General features: G+C 68.0%; 21 protein-coding genes. 11 read left to right on the top strand and 10 right to left on the bottom strand.

Features of this window, described 5'->3' with window-relative positions; genetic code table 11:
• From ACE5C1_RS03750 to ACE5C1_RS03730, 5 genes are all read right to left on the bottom strand, one after another.
• On the bottom strand, window positions 1–1486 hold a 1486-nt coding region (locus ACE5C1_RS03750), incomplete at its 3' end, for a nitrite/sulfite reductase (protein ID WP_374942723.1).
• A gap of 156 nt (window positions 1487–1642) precedes the next feature.
• On the bottom strand, window positions 1643–1939 hold the full coding sequence (locus tag ACE5C1_RS03745) for a DUF2849 domain-containing protein (RefSeq protein ID WP_374942722.1): 297 nt from the start codon (window positions 1937–1939) through the stop codon (window positions 1643–1645).
• Window positions 1936–2724, bottom strand: coding sequence for a uroporphyrinogen-III C-methyltransferase (gene cobA, locus ACE5C1_RS03740; RefSeq protein ID WP_374942721.1), 789 nt, complete (start codon window positions 2722–2724; stop codon window positions 1936–1938). The genes ACE5C1_RS03745 and cobA overlap by 4 nt, the downstream gene beginning before the upstream one ends.
• A 227-nt stretch (window positions 2725–2951) precedes the next feature.
• On the bottom strand, window positions 2952–4367 hold the full coding sequence (gene astD / locus ACE5C1_RS03735; protein ID WP_374942720.1) for a succinylglutamate-semialdehyde dehydrogenase: 1416 nt from the start codon (window positions 4365–4367) through the stop codon (window positions 2952–2954).
• Window positions 4368–4412: 45 nt separating this feature from the next.
• Window positions 4413–5792: a protein adenylyltransferase SelO family protein gene (locus ACE5C1_RS03730; protein WP_374942719.1), complete on the bottom strand. Its 1380-nt coding sequence runs from the start codon at window positions 5790–5792 to the stop codon at window positions 4413–4415.
• Window positions 5793–5829: 37 nt separating this feature from the next.
• Between ACE5C1_RS03730 and ACE5C1_RS03725 the strand changes: the two genes are divergently transcribed.
• The 6 genes from ACE5C1_RS03725 (at window position 5830) to ACE5C1_RS03700 (ending at window position 11484) form a co-directional block, all read left to right on the top strand.
• Window positions 5830–6702 (top strand): alpha/beta fold hydrolase, encoded by an 873-nt coding sequence (locus ACE5C1_RS03725; protein ID WP_374942718.1) that lies wholly within the window; start codon window positions 5830–5832, stop codon window positions 6700–6702.
• A 25-nt stretch (window positions 6703–6727) separates the two neighbouring features.
• The gene (locus tag ACE5C1_RS03720) at window positions 6728–7483 is read left to right on the top strand and encodes an SDR family NAD(P)-dependent oxidoreductase (RefSeq protein ID WP_374942717.1); all 756 of its coding nucleotides are present in this window, start codon (window positions 6728–6730) and stop codon (window positions 7481–7483) included.
• A complete protein-coding gene (locus ACE5C1_RS03715) occupies window positions 7480–8601 on the top strand; it encodes a glycosidase (RefSeq protein WP_374942716.1) in 1122 nt (373 codons plus the stop codon). Before ACE5C1_RS03720 ends, ACE5C1_RS03715 begins: the two co-directional genes overlap by 4 nt.
• An 11-nt stretch (window positions 8602–8612) precedes the next feature.
• Window positions 8613–9746, top strand: coding sequence for a glycosyltransferase family 4 protein (locus ACE5C1_RS03710; RefSeq protein ID WP_374942715.1), 1134 nt, complete (start codon window positions 8613–8615; stop codon window positions 9744–9746).
• Between the two features lie 80 nt (window positions 9747–9826).
• Window positions 9827–11230, top strand: a complete 1404-nt coding sequence (locus ACE5C1_RS03705) for an NAD(P)H-dependent flavin oxidoreductase (RefSeq protein ID WP_374942714.1) — start codon at window positions 9827–9829, stop codon at window positions 11228–11230.
• Window positions 11231–11244: 14 nt separating this feature from the next.
• Entirely contained in the window at window positions 11245–11484 is a 240-nt protein-coding gene (locus ACE5C1_RS03700) for an addiction module antitoxin (protein WP_374942713.1), read from the top strand.
• A gap of 85 nt (window positions 11485–11569) precedes the next feature.
• On the opposite strand, the gene ACE5C1_RS03695 is transcribed toward ACE5C1_RS03700, so the two are convergent.
• A complete protein-coding gene (locus tag ACE5C1_RS03695) occupies window positions 11570–11938 on the bottom strand; it encodes a hypothetical protein (protein WP_374942712.1) in 369 nt (122 codons plus the stop codon).
• Here ACE5C1_RS03695 and ACE5C1_RS03690 point away from each other — a divergent pair.
• Window positions 11937–14804, top strand: coding sequence for a TonB-dependent receptor domain-containing protein (locus ACE5C1_RS03690; RefSeq protein WP_374942711.1), 2868 nt, complete (start codon window positions 11937–11939; stop codon window positions 14802–14804). The two genes, ACE5C1_RS03695 and ACE5C1_RS03690, sit on opposite strands and share 2 nt — an antisense overlap.
• A gap of 34 nt (window positions 14805–14838) precedes the next feature.
• Here ACE5C1_RS03690 and ACE5C1_RS03685 read toward each other — a convergent pair whose 3' ends face one another.
• The gene (locus tag ACE5C1_RS03685) at window positions 14839–15243 is read right to left on the bottom strand and encodes an acyl-CoA thioesterase (protein WP_374942710.1); all 405 of its coding nucleotides are present in this window, start codon (window positions 15241–15243) and stop codon (window positions 14839–14841) included.
• Window positions 15244–15299: 56 nt separating this feature from the next.
• Window positions 15300–16310 carry a 2-hydroxyacid dehydrogenase gene (locus ACE5C1_RS03680; protein ID WP_374942709.1) on the bottom strand — a complete coding sequence of 337 codons (1011 nt, stop codon included), beginning with the start codon at window positions 16308–16310 and terminating at the stop codon, window positions 15300–15302.
• Window positions 16311–16402: 92 nt separating this feature from the next.
• Between ACE5C1_RS03680 and ACE5C1_RS03675 the strand changes: the two genes are divergently transcribed.
• Window positions 16403–16888, top strand: coding sequence for an SH3 domain-containing protein (locus ACE5C1_RS03675; RefSeq protein ID WP_374942708.1), 486 nt, complete (start codon window positions 16403–16405; stop codon window positions 16886–16888).
• Here the strand turns inward: ACE5C1_RS03675 and ACE5C1_RS03670 are convergent, their stop codons facing one another.
• Both ACE5C1_RS03670 and ACE5C1_RS03665 read right to left on the bottom strand, forming a co-directional pair.
• Window positions 16889–17719 carry an alpha/beta hydrolase gene (locus tag ACE5C1_RS03670; RefSeq protein WP_374942707.1) on the bottom strand — a complete coding sequence of 277 codons (831 nt, stop codon included), beginning with the start codon at window positions 17717–17719 and terminating at the stop codon, window positions 16889–16891.
• A gap of 104 nt (window positions 17720–17823) precedes the next feature.
• Window positions 17824–19005, bottom strand: a complete 1182-nt coding sequence (locus ACE5C1_RS03665) for an acetyl-CoA C-acyltransferase (RefSeq protein WP_374942706.1) — start codon at window positions 19003–19005, stop codon at window positions 17824–17826.
• 244 nt (window positions 19006–19249) lie between these two features.
• Here ACE5C1_RS03665 and ACE5C1_RS03660 point away from each other — a divergent pair, with 244 nt between their 5' ends.
• Genes ACE5C1_RS03660 through ACE5C1_RS03650 form a run of 3 tightly spaced genes read left to right on the top strand, consistent with a single transcriptional unit; the run spans window position 19250 to window position 21833 of the window.
• Complete coding sequence (locus ACE5C1_RS03660; protein ID WP_374942705.1) at window positions 19250–20008, top strand: prepilin peptidase; 759 nt, start codon at window positions 19250–19252, stop codon at window positions 20006–20008.
• Window positions 20005–20406, top strand: coding sequence for a hypothetical protein (locus ACE5C1_RS03655; protein ID WP_374942704.1), 402 nt, complete (start codon window positions 20005–20007; stop codon window positions 20404–20406). Before ACE5C1_RS03660 ends, ACE5C1_RS03655 begins: the two co-directional genes overlap by 4 nt.
• Window positions 20397–21833 carry a coniferyl aldehyde dehydrogenase gene (locus ACE5C1_RS03650; protein ID WP_374942703.1) on the top strand — a complete coding sequence of 479 codons (1437 nt, stop codon included), beginning with the start codon at window positions 20397–20399 and terminating at the stop codon, window positions 21831–21833. Before ACE5C1_RS03655 ends, ACE5C1_RS03650 begins: the two co-directional genes overlap by 10 nt.

The following is a 21833-nucleotide window of genomic DNA, read 5'->3' as shown; positions in this document are numbered from 1 at the left end:
CGGGGCCGGTGATGCGCGCAAGGCTGACGTCCTCCGCGCCTGAGCCGCCGAGCGAGAGCTGGAAGTTCTCCACACCCTTCCGGTCGACGCCCAGGATGCCGATGTGGCCCGCATGGTGATGGCCGCAGGCGTTGATGCAGCCGCTGATCTTGAGCTTCAGTTCGCCCAGTTCGCGCTGGCGGTCGGCGAAGCGGGTGGAGATCTTCTGCGCGAGCGGGATCGAGCGGGCGTTGGCGAGGCTGCAGTAATCGAGGCCCGGGCAGGCGATGATGTCGCCGATCAGGTCGAGGTTCGCTTCGGCTAGGCCAGCGTCCTGAAGCTGCTGCCAGACGGTGTGGAGGTCGGCCTTGCGGACGTGGGGCAGGACGATGTTCTGCGCGTGGGTGACGCGGAGTTCGTCGAAGCTGTGGCGTTCGGCGAGGTCGGCCATCAGGTCGATCTGGTCGGCGGTGGCGTCGCCGGGGATGCCGCCGGTGGGCTTGAGGCTGACCGTGACGATCGCGTAGCCGGGTTGCTTGTGCGGGCGGACGTTCTGGTCGAGCCAGACGGCGAAGTTCGGTTCGCTGCGGTCGATGGTGTCGGCGACTTCGCGCTCGAACGCGGGGGCGCCGAACATCGCGGTGATCCGTTCCAATTCGGCGAGTGGGGGGTCGATGCCGAGCGCCTTCACCTGGGCGAACTCTTCCTCGACTTGGCGGCGGTATTCGTCGGGGCCGATCTCGTGGAGCAGGATCTTGATCCGCGCCTTGTAGATGTTGTCGCGGCGGCCGTAGCGGTTGTAGACGCGCAGGCACGCTTCCAGGTAGCTCAGCAGCTCGTGCGCGGTGACGAAGTCGCGGATTTCGTGCGCGATCATCGGGGTGCGGCCCATGCCGCCGCCGACGAACACCTTTGCGCCGAGCTGCCCGTCACGCTCCAGCAACTGGATGCCGATGTCGTGGAGGCGCATCGCGGCGCGGTCCTCGTCGGCGGCGATCACCGCGATCTTGAACTTGCGTGGCAGGTAGGTGAACTCGGGGTGGAAGGTCGACCATTGCCGCATCAGTTCCGCCCAGGGGCGCGGGTCGGTGATCTCGTCGGCGGCGGCGCCGGCGAACTGGTCGGAGCTGATGTTGCGAATGCAATTGCCCGACGTTTGAATGGCGTGCATCTCGACGGTCGCGAGCTCGGCCAAGATGTCGGGTGCCTCGTCCAGCTTGATCCAATTGTACTGGATGTTCTGGCGGGTGGTGAAATGGCCGTAGCCGCGGTCGTACTTGCGCGCGACGTGCGCGAGCATGCGCATCTGGCGGCTGTCGAGCGTGCCATACGGAACCGCGATACGCAGCATGTAGGCGTGGAGCTGGAGGTAGAGGCCGTTCATGAGCCGGAGCGGCTTGAACTGATCCTCGGTCAATTGCCCGGCGAGGCGGCGATGGACCTGGTCGCGGAACTCGTCGACGCGGGCATCGACCATGGCCTGGTCGTAGGTGTCGTATTTATACATGATTCTACCTTCATTCCTCCCCGGAACGGGGAGGGGGACCGCCGGGCGCAGCCCGGTGGTGGAGGGGCAGCCACGAGCGATGGTTCTGCTGGGCTGCCCCTCCACCAGCCTGCGGCTGGTCCCCCTCCCCGTTCCGGGGAGGAATAGCGCAGGTCATCATATCACCCAGTTCCCGGCTGCGGGATCGGCGGGTTTGAGGGTCAGGTCGGTGCGGACGGTAGGGCCGAGCGCGCGGATGCGGTCCTTGATGTGGGCGGGGCGGGGGCCTTCGGGAGTCTGGGTCGCGTCGATCACGTAGGGGACGTTGACGCGGCGGCAGCCTTCCTCGGCACGGGCGATGCCTTCGCCGTCGTGGCCGACGTCGACCGCGTCCTCGACGTGGCGCGACCAGCCCGCGCCGGTCCACCAGACAACGTCGCCGCTGGGAAGGTCGTTGCCGGTAAGGAGCTTCATGCCGCGTGCTCCGCGATACGGGCCCAGCGCGCGAGCTTGTCCTCTGCGTTCGAGAGCTCGACGACCTCGCCGACGACGATGATCGCGGGGCTTTCGACGCGTTCGCGTTCCACCATCGCGCCGAGATCGGCGAGCAAAGTCTTGATCGCGCGGTGGCCTTCGAGCGTGCCGCGTTCGAGGACCGCGACGGGCATGTCGGGGGCGACACCATCGGCGATCAGCTTGTCGGCGATGGCAGTGGCGGTGGCGACGCCCATGTAGATGACGAGGGTGCGGCCTTGCCCTGCGAGGCCGGACCAATCCTGTTCGGAAAGCCCCTTGCACTGCCCGGCGACGAAGCTGACTGCGCTCGAATGATCGCGGTGGGTGAGCGGGAGCATTGCCTCCGCCGCGCACCCCAAAGCCGCTGACACGCCGGGGATGACCTCGACCGCGAGGCCGGCGGCGCGGACCGCCTCGACCTCCTCGCCGCCGCGGCCGAAGATGAACGGGTCTCCGCCCTTCAGCCGCACGACGACGCTGCCGGTCTTCACGTGGGCGACGATCAGCGCGTTGATCGCCTCCTGCGGCAGGGTGTGACGGTCGCGCTTCTTGGCGACCGAGATGCGCTGGGCGGCGGCGGGCGCGAGATCCAGGACGCGCGGGTCGATCAGGCCGTCGTGGACGACGACATCGGCTGCGCCAAGCGCCTCGACCGCGCGGACGGTGAGGAGGCCGGGGTCGCCGGGACCCGCGCCGACGAGGATGACGCGGCCGCGGTGGGTGGGGTCGAGGAGGCTTGCCATGCGAGTGCAGATGGGCGCGTTGCAGAGAACGGACAAGGCGAAGGTTGCTTGGGGTGCGGGTAGGATTGCTTTGGGCGGGCCGTGGCGTCCTTTTTTGCTTCGCCACCCCGAACCCTTCGACTTTGCTCAGGAGAGCCTCGTTCCGGGGTCCGGTCCTCCACGGGTGAGACCGTCGCTTGGGGAACCCTGGACCCCGGAACAAGTCCGGGGTGACGTAGGAGTTCGGGCTAACCGTCGCGCAGGCCGATGCCGATCGAGGCGCGGGCGGCTTCGGATTCGCTGCTGACGACGGGGTAGGCGCAGTAATCGGCGGCGTAATAGGCGCTGGGGCGGTGGTTGCCCGACCAGCCGATGCCGCCGAAGGGGGCGTTGGAGCTGGCGCCGTTGGTCGGCTTGTTCCAGTTGACGATGCCGGCGCGGATGTTGGCCCAGAAGCGGTCGTAGAGCGCGGGCGTCTGGCTGATGAGGCTGGCGGACAGGCCGTAGCGGGTGTCGTTGGCGACCGCGATCGCTTCGTCGAAATCGTCGCTGCGGATCACCTGGAGGATGGGGCCGAACAGCTCGATATCGGGGCGCTCCTGCATGTTCGTGACGTCGATCAGCGCGGGGTAGAGGAAGGGCCGCGCGTCGATCGGGCGTTCGAGGTGGCGGATCGCGCGGCCGCCCTTCATGAGGAGCGCGAGGAAGCTCTCGGTCAACTGGTCGGCGGCTTCGTTGTCGATCACGGGGCCCATGAACGGAGCGGGATCGGCATGGGGTTCGCCGACGATGATCCGGTTCGACAGACGCACGAGCTGGTCGACGAGCGCGTCGTAGAGCCGCCCCTCGACGATCAGGCGGCGCGCGGCGGTGCAGCGCTGGCCGGCGCTGGTGAATGCCGACTGCGCGACCAGGATCGCGGCGGTGTGGATGTCGGGGGTGTCCCAGACGACAATGGGGTTGTTGCCGCCCATCTCCAGCGCCAGGATTTTCTCCGGGTGGTCGGCGAATTGGCGGTTAAGCTGGAGACCGGTGCGCGCCGAGCCGGTGAAGAGCAGCCCGTCGATATCGGGATGGCCGGACAGCGCCTTGCCCTCCGCCGGGCCGCCGACGAGCAGGCGCACGCAGCCGTCGGGGACGCCCGCCGCCTTGTAGCAGTCGATCAGCATCGCGCCCGACGCAGGGGTCTTTTCCGACGGCTTGAAGACGACCGCATTGCCCGCGAGCAGCGCGGGGACGATGTGGCCGTTGGGCAAATGTGCGGGGAAATTGTAGGGGCCGAGCACCGCCAGTACGCCGTGGGGCTTGTGGCGGAGCGCCATGCGACTGCCCATCGGCGCGTCGAGGCGGCGTTGCGCGGTGCGATCGGCATAGGCTGCGATCGAGATCTCGACCTTGGCGATGACGCTCTCGACCTCGCCGCGGGCTTCCCAGATCGGCTTGCCGGTCTCCCGCGCGATCAGGTCGGTAAAGGCGTCGGCGCGCGCGCGTACGACGTTGGCGAAGCGGCGCAAGGTCTCGGCGCGATAGGCGAACGGGCGCGCGGCCCAGCCCGCCCAGGCGGCGCGCGCGGCGGCGACCTCGGCATTGGCGTCGCCCACCTCGCGGCGCCAGAGCACCGCGCCGGTGGCGGGTTCGGTCGAGACGATCTCGTGATCGGCCATGCGGCTGTCGTTTATCCCCCTGCTCAGGTGGGCTTGTGCCCGATGCTACCCGTCGCTGTCCAGCGCCCTGCCGAAGTCGCGGATTTGCGCGACCTTGGCGTGGAAGGCGGACCAGTCGTCGTCGGCGGCGATGCCCGCCCAGATCGCCTCCACCTCGTCGATCAGCATGCTGCACGGTTCGCCTTGCCAATAGGGGTGCGAGCGGTCCGCGCGCGGAAGGTGCGTCGCGAGGGCGGCGCGGACCTCGTCCCATTCGGCGCTGTAGGTGTCGGTGAGCCGGCCGCCGAAGACGTCGTGAAATAACCGGTCGATGGACGCGCCGGTGGTGCGTAGCGCCTTCTCGACTGCGGTGACGAGGGTGCGGTCTGTGTCCGTGTCGCCGGGGGCGAGGCCCATGCGCCAGAGGATCGCGGCGGCGACTTCGCGCTGATAGTGGACGGCGAAGGCGCCGAGCGAGGCGATCAGCGCGTCGCTGTCGGCGATGCTGCGCAGGCTGACCGCGAGCTGCATCGCGTTCCAGTGGATCGCCTCGGGCTGGCGCGCGAAGGCGTACAGGCCGGCGTGGTCGAAATAGGCGGCGGTGAAGGTGGGGTCCCACGTGGGGGCGAAGCGCCAGGGGCCGTAATCGAAGCTCTCGCCGGTGACGTTGATGTTGTCGGTGTTGAGGACGCCGTGGACGAAGCCTGCTGCCATGTAGCGGGCCGCGAGCTTTGCAGTGCGGACGACGACGTGGTCGAGGAGGCGGATGGGGTCGTCGCTCGCTTCCCCATACAAATGTTCGAGCGTGTAGCTGGTGAGTCGCCGCAGGTTGGCATCGTCGCGCAGGTACGCCAGGCGCTGGAAGGTACCGATGCGGATGTGGCCGTGGCTGAGGCGAACCAGCACCGCGCTGCGGGTGGGGGAGGGTTCGTCGCCGCGCTCCAGTGCCTCGCCGGTCTCGATCAGCGAGAAGCTGCGCGAGGAGGTGACGCCGAGCGCCTCGAGCATCTCGGAGGCGAGGACTTCGCGCACGCCGCCCTTCAAGGTCAGACGGCCGTCGCCGAAGCGGCTCCAGGGGGTGGTGCCCGACCCCTTGGTGCCGAGGTCCATGAGGCGGCCGCGGTCGTCGTACATCTGCGCAAAGGTGAAGCCGCGGCCATCGCCGACCTCGGGATTGTAGTTGCGGAACTGGTGGCCGTGATAGCGCAACGCCAGCGGTTGCGGCAGGGTGCCGGGCAGGGGCTGGAAACGGCCGAAGTGGTCGATCCATTCGGCGTCGTCGAGGTGGGCCAGGCCGACCTGCGCCGCGGCCCGGTCGTTGCGGAAGCGTAGAGTCGTCTGCGGGAAGTCCGCAGCCTCTACCGGATCGTAGAAGGCGTCGCCGAGCGACAGGAGCGTGGTGGCGGGGCGCCAGGCTTGTGGGGAGGGTTGCGGGTCGAGCGGCATCCGGGGATATGAGGGGCTCCCCTGGCAGGACGCAACCGTGGCGGATTACGAAAACCGATATTGGTGGTCCAGGGACGGACTGCGGCTGCATTACCGCGATTACCCCGGCGAAGACACGCGCCCGCCGATCCTCTGCCTGCCGGGCATGACGCGCAATGCGCGCGATTACGATGGGTTCGCGCGTGGCCTGGCGGACGGGCGGCGGACGATCGCGGTCGACCTGCGCGGGCGGGGCGAGAGCGCCTATGCCAAGGACCCGATGACCTATGTGCCCCTGACCTATGTCCAGGATGTCGAGGCGCTGCTCGCCGAACTGGCGCTGGCGCGGTTCGTCGCGGTGGGCACGTCGCTGGGCGGCGTCGTCGCGATGCTGCTGGCGGCGGCGGGGCCGGGGCGCGTCGTGGGGGCGCTGATCAACGACGTCGGGCCCGAGATCGAGGCGGCAGGGCTGGCGCGGATCCGCGGCTATGTCGGGCGAGGCAGCGCCTATCCGACGTGGATGCACGCCGCGCGCGCGGTGGCGGAGGCCAATGCCGAGGTCTATCCCGACTGGCGGATCGAGGATTGGCTCGCGATGGCCAAGCGGCTGTACCGGCTCAATTCGGCGGGGCGGATCGTGCTGGATTACGACATGAAGATCGCCGAGCCGTTTCGCGTGCCGGGCAACGAGGCGGGGCCCGACATGTGGGGCGCGCTGTCGGCGCTGCGCGACGTGCCGGTGCTGGTGGTGCGCGGACAGCGCTCCGACGTGCTGTCGTCGGGTGTGGCGGAGCGGATGGTGGCGGCGCTGCCCCACGGCGAACTGGCGGTCGTGCCGCAAGTCGGGCATGCGCCGACCTTGAGCGAGCCGGTGCTGGCCGAGCCGGTCGCGCGGCTGCTATCTCGCGCGCTCGCATCGCCCCACGCCTGACACTCTTCGCTTTCAAGGACGCCGCATGACCCATCACCTCCCCATCAGCCTGGCCGGGCGCCGCGCGATCGTCAGCGGGGGGACGACCGGGATCGGCCGTGCCATCGCGGTGATGCTGGCGGCGGCGGGCGCCAAGGTGTTCGTGTGCGGCAAGAACCCGCAGCATCTGGCCGATTCACTCAGCTGCATCCGCGCGGTGGGCTGGGGTGACGGGATGACGATCGACCTGTCGGAGGCGGATAACGTCGCACGCTTCTTCGACGCGGGCGAGGCCGTTATGGGCGGGATCGACATCGCGGTGATCAATGCCGCGGTGGCGGCGCGCGGGCTGACGCAGATGAGCAAGCCCGAGCTGCGTTATGCGATCGCGCTGGATTTCACGCATTACCTGCTGAGCGCGCACGAGGCGGCGCGGCGGATCGACGGAGCGGACGGCTTTCGGGGCGACATCGTGCTGATCGGGTCGATGAGCGCGCATGTGCTGGGGCCGAGCTCGACCGTCTATGCGGGGATCAAGGCGGGCATCGCGGGCTTTTCGGAAGCCTTGCGGCGCGAGCTGGGGCCCAAGGGCATCCGCGTCGCGCTGGTCGAGCCGGGCAAGACCGGGAGCGACATGCAGAAGCCCGACGTGCCCGACGAGGAGCAGCGGCGGATGATCGCGGAGGAGACGATGCTGGCGGCGGAGGACATTGCCGACGGAGTCGAATTCCTGCTCACTCGGCCGACGCGTAGCGTGATCCAGCAGATCGTCATCGTGCCCCGCGCGCAGGACGGGGAATGAGCGACTATCCCTTCGACGCGCTGGTCTTCACGCCCGCCGATGTCGACCTGTCGCGCTCGCCGCTCAGCGGCAAGATCGACGCCGAGACCTACGTGCTCGGCGCGTTCAATCCGGGGATGACGCGGCTGCCCAATGGCAACCTGCTGCTGATGGTGCGGGTGGCGGAGGCGCTCAGGCATCCGGTGCGCGGCGGCCACGTCCATGCGATCCGCTGGGCAGACGGCGATTACGTGCTCGATGCGTGGCCGCTGACGATGGCCGACACCGCCGATCCGCGCAAGTTCGAGGTGTCGGGCGGCGGCTGGCGGGTGCTGGCGCTGACCAGCCTGTCGTGGCTGCTGCCGGTGGAGCTGGATGCCGAGGGGCGCAGCGTGGTGGCGGTGCATTACGACCGGGCGATCGCGCCTGCCGCGTCGTACCAATGCTACGGGGTCGAGGATGCGCGGATCAGCCGGGTGGGGGAGTGCTGGCTGATGACGACGTGCTCGGTCAGCCCGGAGCGGCACTGCACGACCCTCTACACGTCGGACGACGCGATGGACTGGCGGCTGGAGGGCATCGTCCTCGACCACCAGAACAAGGACATGCTGATCTTCGAAGGGCTGATCGGGGGGGAGTATTGGGCGCAGACGCGGCCGCTGGGCGACCTGTATTTCGCCTATCCGCCGGGCAGCGAATGGCGCGCCGGGCCGTCGATCAACCTGTCTCGATCGCCCGACGCGCTCCATTGGAAGCCGCACGATGCGCCCGGCATCCGCCCGCACGCCGCGACCGATGCAACCGCGCGGATGGGGGGCGGCGCGCCGCCGGTGCTGACCGAGGAGGGCTGGCTGACTTTGTGGCACGGGGTGGCGCCGTCGGGGGTGGTCGGAATCTATCGCACCTATTGGTCGATCCTCGACCGCGACGATCCGAGCGTAACGGTGCGCACCGAACATGCGCCGCTGCTGGAGGCCGCACCGGCGCTGACCGAGCCGTTGAAGGATGCGATGTACGTTCAGGACGTGGTGTTCACGACGGGCATCGCGGACGCGGGCGACCATTATGTCGTGGCGAGCGGCGAGGCCGACCTGGCGTGCCGGATCACGCACATTCCCAAATCGGTGTTCGCGCGCTAACCCACGCCGTCATGGCGCGTCCGCACATCCTCCATCTTCATTCCTCCTTCTCGCTCGGCGGCAAGGAATGGCGGGCGGTGCGGCTGATGAACGCGTTCGGGGATGCGGCGCGGCATACGATCGTGTCGGGGGTGCCGGGTGCGCTCGATGCGCAGGATGCGATCGCCAAGGGTATTGCCTACGAGATCGCGCAGGACCCGCCGCCGCTGACCGGGCGGCCCTCGGTCGCGCGCTACGAGGCGATCGCCAGGTTCATGGCGCGGTTCGACCTGGTGCTGACGTACAATTGGGGTGCGATCGACGGGGTGATGGCGAAGCGCTGTTTTCCCAAGGGATTGCCGCCGCTGGTGCACCATGAGGACGGCTTCAACGCCGACGAGGCCGGCGGGCTCAAGCTGGAGCGCAACCTGTACCGGCGGATCGCGCTGCCCGCGGCGCACGCGCTGGCGGTGCCGTCGGAGGCGCTGGAGCAGATCGCGCTCAAGACCTGGAAGCAGCCGCGCGCGCGCGTCCACCGCATCGTCAACGGCATCGCGACCGGGCTTTACGCCAAGAGGCCCGATGCGAAGGCGATCCCGGGTTTCGTCCGCAAGGACAAGGAGGTCGTGATCGGCGCGCTCGCGGGGCTGCGCGCGGTCAAGGATCTGCCTGCGCTGGTGCGCGCGTGCGGTGGGCTGTCGGGCCCGTTCCGGCTGGTGATCGTCGGCGAGGGGCCCGAGCGAGCGGTGATCCAACAGGCCGCCGCGGCGATGGGGATCGCGGATCGGCTGGTGATGCCGGGCTTCCTGCCCGAGCCGCATCGCTATGTCGGGCTGTTCGACATCCTGGCGCTGTCGTCGCGCTCCGAGCAGTTTCCGGTGTCGGTGGTCGAAGGGATGGCTGCGGGGCTGCCGATCGCGAGCCCGCCGGTCGGCGACGTGGCGCGGATGGTGGCGCCCGAGAATGCGCCGTTCATCGCGAGATACGCGGGCGAGGTGGGGCTTCGCGATGCGATCCAGCCGCTGCTGCTCGACGCCGAACTGCGTGCATCGGTGGGGGCTGCAAACCGGGACAAGGCCGTGCGCGATTACGATGAAGCGGCGATGATCGCGCAATATCGGGCGCTGTATTCGGAGGCTCTGGGCCGGTCCGGCGCATTTATCTGACTGCGCCGCAAATCGTTTGGGTCTGTGTCGTCGTAGCTTATATATAACTCATGTTCTTTTGCTCAAGAAGGTAGCGGCACGTGTTCAAGGGCCTGATCCCGATCGTTTATGGTGGCCGCGAGGTCTGGCCGCTGGTGGAAGGCGGCAAGGGGGTCGCCGCGACCAATCATGCGTCGGCCGGTGCCTGGGCTGCGGCGGGGGGGATCGGCACGGTTTCGGCAGTCAATGCCGACAGCTACGATCCCGAGGGCAAGATCATTCCGCAGATCTACCGGGCGCTGACCCGGCGCGAGCGGCACGAGGAGCTGGTCCAATATGCGATCGACGGCGCGGTCGAGCAGGTCCGCCGCGCGTTCGACATCGCCGGCGGCAAGGGCGCGATCAACATCAACGTGCTGTGGGAGATGGGCGGCGCGCAGCGGGTGCTCCAGGGCGTGCTGGAGCGGACCAAGGGGCTCGTCGCGGGCGTGACATGCGGCGCGGGCATGCCGTACAAACTGAGCGAGATCGCGGCCGAGCACAATGTGTCGTATCTGCCGATCGTCAGTTCGGGCCGGGCGTTCCGGGCGTTGTGGAAGCGGGCGTATTCGAAAGCGTCGGAATGGCTGGCGGCGGTGGTGTACGAGGACCCCTGGCTCGCAGGCGGGCACAACGGGTTGTCGAATGCGGAGGATCCGCTGAAGCCCGAGAACCCGTATCCACGCGTGAAAGCGCTGCGCGATACGATGCGCGAGGGCGGTATCCCCGACACCACGCCGATCGTGATGGCCGGGGGCGTGTGGTATCTGCGCGACTGGGAGGATTGGATCGACAATGCCGAGCTGGGCTCGATCGTGTTCCAATACGGCACCCGACCTTTGCTCACGCGCGAGAGTCCGATCCCGGAAGGCTGGAAGGCCAAGCTGACCCGGATCGAGGAGGGCGAGGTGCTGCTCCACCGCTTCTCGCCCACAGGTTTCTATTCGAGCGCGGTGCGCAATCCGTTCCTGCGCGCGCTGGAGGCGCGTTCGGCGCGGCAGATCGCGTTCTCGACGCAGGAGGCGGGGGACCATGTCTTCCAGCTCGACGTCGGCGTGAAGGGCAAGAACTTCTGGGTGACCCGCGGCGACCTGCTGCGCGCGCGCGGCTGGTTCTGCGAGGGTTTCACGGATGCGCTGAAGACCCCCGACAACACCCTCGTCTTCGTCAATCCGCAGGAGAAAACGGAAATCCGCAAGGATCAGGCAGATTGCATGGGCTGCCTGTCGCAATGCCTGTTCTCGTCCTGGGCGGACACCGAGACCAATTCGACCGGACGCCTGGCCGACCCGCGCAGCTTCTGCATCCAGAAGACACTGCAGGACATCGCACATGGCGGCGACACCGACCAGAATTTGATGTTCGCGGGCCATTCGGCCAATAATTTCAAGCGCGATCCGTTCTATTCCAACGGCTTCGTGCCGACGGTCAAGCAGTTGGTGGACCGGATCCTGACAGGGGATTGAGCATGGGCATACAGGTGACCATCGACCTGGACGGCGATCTGAGCAGGCATGTCGCCGCGATAACCGATGGCGATGGCTGGTATGCCAATGTCGAGGAATATGTACGCGACTTGATCCGCAGGGATATCGAGCGAGAACAACGTGCTTTCGAAACGTTCAAGGCAGAGCTCCAGGAAGCGTTCGCCGAACCCGAGTCCAATTACCGCCATGTCACGGCGGAAAACGTGGTCGCGCGTAATGGTCTTCGCGACTGAACGTGCACCGGTATCGCATCCCGGCAAAGGCCGACGATCGTCTGGATGAGATCGCGACGTATACGCGAGACCGGTGGGGGCGAGCTCAGGCGGCAACATGCATCGAGGAACTCTTCGGGCAATTCGAGGTGATCGCGGTGCGAACGGTCCTTGGACCCGATTGCCCAACGCGTGCGGCGTTGATGGCTATCGCCGACGCTGGCGCCACCACGTAATCTACTGGAAAGAGGACACGCATGGCGTGGCCATTGTCAGCGTCCTGCACGAGCGAATGGATCAGTTCGCGCGGCTTCGGGACGATCTTGCGTTCGACTGAACCGGAGATCACCGGCGCCACCTGATCCCAGTCCGGCAATGGGCTTGCAAATCGGTACGCAGGCGTCATGGTCCCAGATCGGGACAAGGCACGGGTAACCCGGCTTTGCAAAAAAGGGGACAAGACGATGCGCGACATGAATCGACACATCCGTAACGGTGCTGCGGCGCTGGCCTTGGCGACGGTGCTAGCGAGCGGGCCGGCCTTTGCCCAGGCGGCGCCCGCGACGACCACCAACACGCCCGCCGCAGCCAGCGCAGATGCCGGCGCGGGCGAGGATGTCGTCGTCACCGGATCGCGCATCCGCCGCGATCCACTCGATCAGGCCTCCCCCGTCGTGATCGTCGACGAGGCGTCGATCGCCAAGACCGGCCTGTCGTCGATCGCAGACGTGCTCCAGCGGCTGCCGAGCTCGGCGGGCGGGCTGAACACCAAGTTCAACAATTCGGGCAACCTCGGCAATCCGCCCGACGGCGGCGGCGTCGGCGCAGGATCGTCGTCGATCGACCTGCGCTATCTCGGCGCCAAACGCACCCTCGTGCTGGTCGACGGGCTGCGCTACGTCAATGGCGCGTCGGCAAGCGGCATCCCTGGGGTCGTCGACCTCAATTCGATTCCCGAGGGCATGATCGAGCGAGTCGAGGTGCTGCAATCGGGCGCGTCGCCGCTGTACGGTTCGGACGCGATCGCGGGCGTCGTCAACATCATCACCAAGTCGCAGCAGAAGGGGCTGAAGGCGACCGCGCAATACGGCCAGTTCCGCAAGGGCGATGGCGAGACGCAGAACTACCAGCTGAGCTACGGCGTCGGCGGTCCCGATGTCCAGCTGGTCGCGGGTGCGAACTACGTCAAGCAGCAGTCGATCAGCGCCCGCGACCGGTCGATCTCGCGGTTCCCCAATCCGGGCCAGACGAGCTGCACCGATCCAATCGGCGGGTGCAGCAGCTTCACCCCGCTCGGCCGCTTCCTCGTCAACGACCAGAACATCACCTTGCGCGCGCCCGTCACCGGCCGTCGCGCGGTGTACGATCCGACGCTCGCCACCGGCGATTTCAAGGCGTTCACCGCCGCCGATCGCTTCAACTTCGCGCCCTTCAACTATTTCCAGACGCCCAGCGAACGCTACGGCGGCTTCGTCAACGCGCGCGCGTCGTTCAGCGATGCGCTGAACCTCAGGGTCAAGGCGGTGTACAACCGCCGCAATTCGCAGAACCAGGCCGCGTTCCTGCCGCTGGGCATCGGTCCCGACGTCGGCAACGGCAATCTGCTCGACACGATCTCGGTCGATGCGACCAACCCGTACAACCCGTTCGGCGTGACGTTGGTGCCGGGGCAGAACTACACCGCGATCTTCCGCCGGCTGGTCGAGGCGGGGCAGCGCACCTATAGCCAACGTGTCGACACGATGTCGCTGACGGGCACCCTCGACGGCAAGTTCGAGCTGTTCGGGCATAGCTGGTTCTGGGATGCCAACGCGGTATTCGGCTTCAACGACGCCAAGCAGCTGTTTACCGGCAACGTCAATTCCGCGCGGCTGCAACAGGCACTGGGGCCGGTCGCGGCCTGCACGGGCGCGTGCGTGCCGTTCAACTTTTTCGGCGGAGTCGGGTCGGTGACCCCTGCAATGCTCGCCTTTGTCGGCTTCGACGAACGCTCGCGCAGCCGCCAGAAGCTGAACGACTATCAGGCGAACCTGAGCGGCGAGCTGTTCGACCTGCCCGGAGGTCCGGTCGGCGTGGCGATCGGTTACGAGCATCGCTTCCAATACGGCAGCTTCACCCCCGATCCGGTGATCCAGGCAGGGCTAGGCTCCGACATCCCGGCGCAGGCGGCATCGGGCAAGTTCAACGTCGACGAGGTGTACGGCGAGCTTCGGGTGCCGGTCCTGCGCGACACGCCGTTCTTCCAGCTGCTCGAACTCAACGGCGCCGCGCGTTATTCGGATTATTCGACCTTTGGCGGCAACACGACGCTGACCGGCGGCGTGCTGTGGAAGCCGGTGAGCGACCTGCTGCTTCGTGGCTCCTATTCCGAGAGCCTGCGCGCGCCCAGCATCGGCGAGCTCTATGGCGCGCAATCGCGTTTCGACCAGCCGCTGTCCGACCCTTGCACCAACGTCACCGGCTCGCTGTACCAGTCTTCGGCCACGGTGCGGACCAATTGCACCGCCAACGGCGTGCCGGCGAACGGGAGCTATCAGGAGGCGCAGGGCGGACAGCTGCCGGTGCTGACCGGGGGCAATGCCGCTTTGCGTCCCGAGGAGGCGCGCACGTATCTGTTCGGCGCGGTATACAGCCCCGCCTGGGCGCGCAACGGCTTTGCCAGCGCGCTGAGCCTGGAAGTCAATTACTATGACATCAAGGTCGACGGCGCGATCTCGTCGATCGGCGCCGACGTGCTGCTCAACCGCTGCGCGCTGACCGCCGATCCGCTGAGTTGCGGCGCGGTGCGGCGCACGGCCAGCGGGTTCATCTCGGCGATAAACGGCGTGCTGCTCAACACCGGCGGTATCCGCACCCGCGGGCTGGACGCGACCTTCACCGCGCGCACCCGCGACACGCGCTTCGGGTTGTTCGGCGTCACGGTGCTGGGCAATTACCTGCTGAAATATCAGGAGACGGTGCCAGCGACCAACGGCGTCACCAGGACCGATTATACCGGCACCGAGCGCGGCAGCCCGGACCAGGCATATCCGCACTTCAAGGGTACGGGCATCGTCGACTGGACGGTAGGGCCGGTCAACGCCAGCTTCACCGGGCGCTACATCGACAACGTGATCGAGCAGCAGGGCGGCAACAAACTGGAGCGCCGGTTCTACGGCGACGTCCAGCTGCAATTCCGCCCGAGCTGGATGGACAGCCGGCTGGCGCTGACGCTGGGGGTCAACAACGTGTTCAACACCGATCCGCCGGCGTGCTTCAGCTGCAGCCTGAACAATTACGATCCGACGACCTACGACGTGCCCGGGCAGTTCGGCTACGTCCGCGTGTCGTTCGGGTTGTGACGGTGAGGGGGCGGGTGCGCGGCGCCCGTCCCCATCAGTCCTTGGGGAAGAACCGGTCGACGACGTCGCGCGCCAGTCGGGCCGGGCGCAGCGTCGTGGCGTCGAGGCAGCACCAGCTCGATTTCACCTCGGCGAGCACGTCCTCGCCACGCTTGATGATCGTCTCGTAGAACGCGCGCGCACCCTGGACTTCCTCGAGCAGGACGGTGGCGATGACGACGTCGTCCAGGAAAGCGGGCTTGCGGTAGGTGATCTCGTGCTTCAGCGCGACCCAGGCGTGCGCCGCGACCGCATCGGCGGGGGCGAGGCGCTGCCAGTGGCTGATAACCGCGGCCTGCACCCATTTCAGGTAGCTCGCGTTGTTGACGTGCCCCATGAAATCGATGTCGGCGGTGTCGATCGGAATCGGAAAGTAATGCGGGGTGGGGGCGGTGGTCACGGTTCATGAATAGCACGAAGGCCGTGAAGTAGCGATGAAGACTTCGGCGCGGCGCGCTAAACCCAGCCTTCGAGCACTTGGTCGGGCGGGCGGTGGCCATCGGCCCACATGCGGATGTTGGCGATGACCTTTTCGCCCGTCGCGACGCGGCCCTCGTAAGTGGCGGAGCCCATGTGCGGGGTCATGACGACGTTGGGAAGCGCGAGCAGCCTCGGGTCGATCGCGGGTTCGTGGCGCCAGACGTCGAGCCCCGCGCCCGCGAGTCGGCCAGTTTCCAATGCCTCGGTCAGCGCATCCTCGTCGACGATGCCGCCGCGGCTGGCGTTGATCAGGTGGACGTGGGGGCGGAGCAAAGCGATGCGCCGCGCGTCGATCAGATTCTCGCTGTCGGCATTGCGCGGGGTGTGGATCGTCAGGATGTCGATCGCGGTCAGCATGCCGTCGAGGTTGGAATGCCACTCGGCACCCAGTTCGGCTTCGACGACCTTGGGCAGGCGGTGGCGGTTGTGATAATGGATCGTCAGCCCGAAAGCGCGCGCGCGCCGCGCCACCGCCTGGCCGATGCGGCCCATGCCGACGATGCCCAGCGCCTTGCCGCCGATACGGTGGCCGAGCATTCCGCCGGGGCTCCATCCGTTCCATTCCCCCGAGCGGACGAGCTTCTCGCCCTCGGCCAGGCGGCGGGGGACCGAGACGATCAGCGCCATCGTCATGTCGGCGGTGTCCTCGGTCAGGACGCCGGGCGTGTTGGTGACAAGGATGCGGCGCGCGCGCGCGGCGTGCAGGTCGATGTGGTTCACGCCCGCGCCGAAATTGGCGATGAGTTTCAGGCGGTCTCCGGCCTGTTCGATCAGCGCCGCATCGATCTGATCGGTGACGGTGGGGACCAGGACGTCGCAGTCGCGCATCGCCGCGGCGAGCGCGTCGCGGTCGAGCGGCTGGTCGGTGCAGTTGAGCTCGGCGTCGAACAGCGCCGCCATGCGGGTCATCACGCGATCGGGCAGCTCGCGGGTGACGGCGACCCTGGGGTTCGGACAGCGACGCGACAAGGTAGGACGCTCTGACATCGCTGCGACTTGGCAAGCGGGCGCGTGCACGTCAATCCTTGCAGACGGGGCGGGGTTGAAGGGCGGCGGGATCAAGCGTTAGGGTCGGCGCCATGCGTACTATCATCCTCGCCGTCACCGCGCTCGCCCTCATGTTGCCCACCGCCGCTCCTGCCGCGGACGCCAAGCGCAAGGTGCCGTACCTCGCTTCGATCCAGGCAAGCCGCGCGCGCATGCGGACCGGGCCGGGGCGCACCTATCCCGCGAGCTGGCTGTATCAGCGCAGCGGCCTGCCGGTGCGGGTGATCGCGGTGCTCAAGGAGTGGCGCAAAGTGGAGGATCCCGACGGCACGACCGGGTGGATGCAGGGCAACCTGCTGAGCGACGTCCGTACCGCGATCGTTCGGGGCACCCAGCCGATCGAGATGCGCGAGCGGCCGTCGGTGGCGGGCAAGCTGATGTGGCGGGCGGCGCCGGGTGTCGTCGGCCGGGTGAGCGCGTGCGCCGACGGCTGGTGCCGGTTCGACGTGATGGGGCAGGCGGCCTATGTCGAGACCGGTGGGCTGTGGGGAGTCGAGGCAGGCGAGGTGCTGCCGTAATCAGGGCGCGGCGGCGCTCTCGTTGGATCGCGTCGCCATCCGGCCCATCTCGTCGAGCGCGCGCCAGACCGTGGGGGCGACGTAGCGCAGGTCGATCGCGTGATACGCCTCGCCGTCGATCGGTGCGACGATCGCGGTGCCGCCGGCGGCTGCGCGCAGTTTCTCGGCCGCGGCGAAAGGCACTGCCTGGTCCTTGCGGCCGTGCATGATCAGCACCGGCACCTTCACCCGCCGGATCGCGGCGACGTTGTCGAAGGCGTTGGCGTAGAGCGGGCGGACGACCGCGGGGGCGAAGCTGGCGTAGCGGTCGAACGCGCCCAGCGTGACCACGCCGTCGACCGGCACGCCGCCATCCGCGGCGGTGGCCAGCGCGACCGCCGCGCCCAGCGTGTCGCCGAAGAGGTACAATTTGCCGGACGGTTGCAGCGTGCGGGCAAGGCGTGCGAATGCCGCGCCGTCGCGGTACAGGCCCTGTTCGCTGGCGGTGCCGGGATTGGGGCCGTAGCCGCGATAGGAGGCGACGAGGACGCCGCGCCCGCCCGCTGCCAGCGGCTCGGCCTGGCGCGCGGCGGTATCGCGATTGCCCGCGCGGCCGGGCAGGAACACCAGCAGGTCGCGGTTGCCGTCCGCGGGTGCCCAGAACCATCCCGACAGCATCAGGCCGTCCGCGGTCGTGGCGGTCACCAGGCGCGGCGCGCGGTCCGTCCAGCGCGGGGCGGCGGCGACCGGGGCCGGCTGGTAGAGCGATTGCGCGACCGGATCGACGCAGGCCGGGACGACGAGGGCGAGCGGCAGCGTCAGTACAGCGTGCAACAGGCGATGTGTCGGCATTGCCTCTCCCTCTTCGTTACAGATACGCAACGCACGATCGATCGGATGGTGGCGAGCGTAACGAAGAGGTGCGGCTGTCCCATTTTGAGGCGGGCAGCAGCCCTTTACAGCAATTCCACCGCCATTGCGGTCGCTTCGCCGCCACCGATGCAGAGCGAGGCCAGGCCGCGCTTCTGCCCCGAACCTTGCAGCGCCGAGAGCAAGGTCGCCAGGACGCGCGCGCCGCTGGCGCCGATCGGATGGCCGAGCGCGCAGGCGCCGCCGTGGACGTTGACGATGTCGTGGCTGAGCGACAGGTCGCGCAAGGCGATCATCGCGACGCAGGCGAAGGCTTCGTTGACCTCGTAGAGGTCGACGTCCGCGGTGCTCCAGCCGGCGCGTTCCAATGCCTTGCGCATGGCGAAGACGGGGGCGGTGGCGAAGCGGGCGGGTTCGTGCGCGTGGCCGGCATGCGACACGACGCGTGCGACCGGCTTTAGGCCCAAGCGCTCGGCGACGCTCATCCGGGTCATGACCAGCGCGGCGGCGCCGTCGGAGATCGACGAGGCGTTGGCGGCGGTGATCGTGCCATCCTTCGAGAAGGCGGGTTTGAGCGTCGGGATTTTCGCGACGTCGCCGCGCGCGGGCTGTTCGTCGAGGATGATCGTCTCGGTACCCTTGCGGCCCTTCACCTCGACGGCGACGATCTCGCGGTCGAAACTGCCGTCGCGTTGCGCTTTTTGGGCGCGATGGAGCGATTCGATGGCGTAATCGTCCATCGCGCCCCGCGTGAACTGATATTTGTTTGCGGTCTCCTCCGCGAAGCTGCCCATCAGGCGGCCGGGCTCGTAGGCGTCCTCCAGCCCGTCGAGGTACATGTGGTCGTAGAGCGTGTCATGGCCGATCCGCGCGCCGCCGCGGTGCTTCTTCGACAAATAGGGGGCGTTGGACATGCTTTCCATGCCGCCTGCGACGAGCAGGTCGGCCGAACCCGCGGCAAGCGCGTCATGGCCCATGATCGCGGCCTGCATGCCCGATCCGCACATCTTGTTGACCGTCGTGCCCTCGACATGCGCGCCGAGACCCGCACCGATCGCAGCCTGACGCGCGGGCGCCTGACCCAGTCCGGCGGGGAGGACGCAGCCCATGTAGATGCGCTCGACATCCGCCGCCGAGACACCGGCGCGCGCGACCGCGCCGCCGACCGCAGTGGCGCCGAGGTGGGTGGCGCTGGCGCCCGCGAGCGTGCCCGCGAAAGAGCCCATCGGGGTGCGGGCGTAGGACAGGATGACGATGGGGTCGGACATTTGGGGCTCTCCTGAGGCCGGTGATTTCGGCCATCCCACCTCCGTTCGTGCTGAGCCCTTCGACTGCCTGCCAAGGCAGGCGCTCAGGATGAACTTCAATCCTGCGGATTGAAGTCGAAGCACTTGGGGCAGCGTGCCCTTCGACTTCGCTCAGGGCGAACGGAGGTGGGATGGCCTCGCGTGAGAAGACATCTAGGCGCTCGGTGCCGTGGCTTCCACCGCAATGGCGCGATACGGGGGCGGGATGACAACGGAGGCGCTGATCTGGGGTGCCGCGCTCGCCCTGCTCGGCACGATCGCCGGGAGCTTCGTCGCGGCCTTGGTCGTGCGCTGGCCGCAGGGGCGGTCGGTGATGCGCGGGCGGTCGGGATGCGACGCGTGCGGGGCGACGCTGCGTGCGCGCGACCTAGTGCCACTGGCCAGCGCGGCGATGCTGCGTGGCCGGTGCCGGGATTGCGGCACGCGGATCGATCCGGTGCATGCTTGGGTCGAGCTAATGGGAGCGATGATCGGTGCCTCGGCGGGGTTGGTAGTCGCCGCGCCCGCAGCCGCGGGGGGCGCGCTGTTCGGATGGATGTTGCTGGCGTTGGCGATGCTCGACCTGCGGCACTTCTGGCTACCGGACCGGCTGACCGCGATACTGGCGGCGACGGGCGTCGCGGTCGGGCTGCTCGGGGTCTCGCCCGCCATCGACGAACGGTTGATCGGCGGCGCGGCGGGGTTCGCGGCGCTCTGGGCGATCGCGGCGGGATATCGCCGATGGCGCGGGCGCGAGGGGATGGGTGGGGGCGATCCGAAACTCTTCGGCGCGATCGGCCTGTGGTTGGGGTGGCGGATGCTGCCGGGCGTATTGCTGCTGGCGAGTGTCGTCGGGCTCGGCTGGGTCGCGTGGCACGCGGTGCGCGGGCGGCGGATGGGGCTGAGCGATGCAGTGCCGTTTGGGGTGCTGCTCGCGGTGGCGGCTTACCCGGCGTGGCTGGCCATGATAATGTGGCAGCCATGATCGTCGCGCTCCTGCTCCAAGCCGCCGCCGTCCTTCCCTCGCCCGGGGTGCTGCCCCAGCAGGACCTGCCGTCCAAGGGCTGTGCCGCGTACCTCTGGAGCGTCGCGGATCGGTCGCTCGTGGCGATGGCGAGCGCGGACGCGGCGACGCTCAGGGTGTCGATCGACGGCGCGGTCGTCGACATCGCACGGGCGCGCGAGAGCGGGGTGGGGGATTACGGCTTTGCGGGCGTGACCGACTATGCAGGACGCGGCCTCACCGCGACGCTCGACATGACGATCGCGCGCAAGACGGATTTGGCGGGCGGCGCGGCGGTGCCGGCGGGCACGCTGACGCTGGCGCGGACGGGGCAGGACAGCGTCGTCGTGCCCGTGGCGGGGTTGATCGGATGCGCATGAACGACATTTTGACCTCGCAGCGCGCGGCGTTTCTGGCTGATATGCCGGTGAGCCTGGATGTCCGCCGAGACCGGCTGAAGCGTGCCGCGGCGATGGTGCGCGAGCAGGCGGCGCGGTTCTGCGATGCGCTGTCCGAAGACTTCGGGCACCGCAGCCGCGAACAGTCGATGCTGACCGATATCGCGGGCTCGATCGCGCCGATCGACCATGCGACAAAGCACCTTGATCGCTGGGCAAAGCGCGAGAAGCGCGCGGTGCAATTCCCGCTGGGGCTGCTCGGCGCGCGGGCGTGGGTGGAATATCAGCCAAAGGGCGTGGTCGGCGTGATCGCGCCGTGGAATTTCCCGGTGAACCTGGTGATGGGGCCGCTCGCGGGCATCTTCGCCGCGGGCAACCGGGCAATGGTGAAGACGTCCGAATACACGCCCGTCACCGCGGCGCTGTTCGAGGAAGTGGCGCCGAAGTATTTCGCCGCAGACGAACTCGCCTTCGTCAGCGGCGGGCCCGAGGTGGGGCAGGCGTTCGCATCGCTGCCGTTCGATCACCTGCTGTTCACCGGCGCGACCACAGTGGGACGGCACATCCTGCATGCGGCGGCAGACAATCTGGTGCCGGTGACGCTGGAATTGGGCGGCAAGTCGCCGGTCGTGATCGGAGCCGGCGCGGATATCGCGCGGGCGACCGAGCGGGTGGCGCTAGGCAAGATGCTGAACGCGGGGCAGATCTGTCTCGCACCCGATTACGTCCTCACCCGCGCCCAGGATGAGGCCGCGGTGGTCGATGGGCTGAAAGCGGCGGCTGCGGCGATGTATCCGACGCTGCTGGGCAACCCGGATTATACCGCGGTGGTCAACGACCGGCATTTTGCGCGGTTGTCGGACTGGATCGACGATGCGCGCGCCAAGGGGGCGACCGTTGAGGTGGTGAACCCGGCGGGCGAGGATTTCGGCGCGTCGAACGCGCGCAAGATGCCGCTCCATATCGTCCGCGACGCTACCGAGGACATGCTGGTGATGCAGGAGGAAATCTTCGGGCCCATCCTGCCGGTGGTCCGCTACGCCGGCATCGACGACGCGATTGCGCGGATCAATCGCGGCGGGCGGCCGCTCGGGCTGTACCATTTCGGGACCGATGCGGCGGAGCGGCGGCGGTTGCTCGACCGGACGGTGTCGGGAGGCGTGACGCTGGACGACGTGATCTTCCACGTCTCGATGGAGGATTTGCCGTTCGGGGGAGTCGGGCCGTCGGGGATGGGGAGCTACCACGGCGTCGACGGCTTCCGGACTTTCAGCCATGCGCGCGCGGTGTTCAAGCAATCGCGGCTGAATGTCGCGAAGATTGCGGGGATGAAGCCGCCTTATGGGCGAGCGCTGGCGAAAACGATCGCGCGGCAGATGGGCGGTAAAGTCCTGCTCGCGAGCAAGTAA

Origin of the sequence: Sphingomonas sp. (assembly GCF_964263785.1) — a bacterium.
Lineage (GTDB): Bacteria > Pseudomonadota > Alphaproteobacteria > Sphingomonadales > Sphingomonadaceae > Sphingomonas.
Note: the sequence above shows the minus strand (reverse complement) of the source record. Positions and strands in the feature narration are given on the sequence as shown.

Bases quoted from the DNA above. Each gene is read 5' to 3' on its own strand.
- ACE5C1_RS03745 (WP_374942722.1), bottom strand. From the start codon at position 1,939: ATGAAGCTCCTTACCGGCAACGACCTTCCCAGCGGCGACGTTGTCTGG.
- cobA (WP_374942721.1), bottom strand. From the start codon at position 2,724: ATGGCAAGCCTCCTCGACCCCACCCACCGCGGCCGCGTCATCCTCGTC.
- astD (WP_374942720.1), bottom strand. From the start codon at position 4,367: ATGGCCGATCACGAGATCGTCTCGACCGAACCCGCCACCGGCGCGGTG.
- ACE5C1_RS03730 (WP_374942719.1), bottom strand. From the start codon at position 5,792: ATGCCGCTCGACCCGCAACCCTCCCCACAAGCCTGGCGCCCCGCCACC.
- ACE5C1_RS03720 (WP_374942717.1), top strand. From the start codon at position 6,728: ATGACCCATCACCTCCCCATCAGCCTGGCCGGGCGCCGCGCGATCGTC.
- ACE5C1_RS03715 (WP_374942716.1), top strand. From the start codon at position 7,480: ATGAGCGACTATCCCTTCGACGCGCTGGTCTTCACGCCCGCCGATGTC.
- ACE5C1_RS03710 (WP_374942715.1), top strand. From the start codon at position 8,613: ATGGCGCGTCCGCACATCCTCCATCTTCATTCCTCCTTCTCGCTCGGC.
- ACE5C1_RS03690 (WP_374942711.1), top strand. From the start codon at position 11,937: ATGAATCGACACATCCGTAACGGTGCTGCGGCGCTGGCCTTGGCGACG.
- ACE5C1_RS03695 (WP_374942712.1), bottom strand. From the start codon at position 11,938: ATGTCGCGCATCGTCTTGTCCCCTTTTTTGCAAAGCCGGGTTACCCGT.
- ACE5C1_RS03680 (WP_374942709.1), bottom strand. From the start codon at position 16,310: ATGTCAGAGCGTCCTACCTTGTCGCGTCGCTGTCCGAACCCCAGGGTC.
- ACE5C1_RS03675 (WP_374942708.1), top strand. From the start codon at position 16,403: ATGCGTACTATCATCCTCGCCGTCACCGCGCTCGCCCTCATGTTGCCC.
- ACE5C1_RS03670 (WP_374942707.1), bottom strand. From the start codon at position 17,719: ATGCCGACACATCGCCTGTTGCACGCTGTACTGACGCTGCCGCTCGCC.
- ACE5C1_RS03665 (WP_374942706.1), bottom strand. From the start codon at position 19,005: ATGTCCGACCCCATCGTCATCCTGTCCTACGCCCGCACCCCGATGGGC.
- ACE5C1_RS03660 (WP_374942705.1), top strand. From the start codon at position 19,250: ATGACAACGGAGGCGCTGATCTGGGGTGCCGCGCTCGCCCTGCTCGGC.
- ACE5C1_RS03655 (WP_374942704.1), top strand. From the start codon at position 20,005: ATGATCGTCGCGCTCCTGCTCCAAGCCGCCGCCGTCCTTCCCTCGCCC.
- ACE5C1_RS03650 (WP_374942703.1), top strand. From the start codon at position 20,397: ATGCGCATGAACGACATTTTGACCTCGCAGCGCGCGGCGTTTCTGGCT.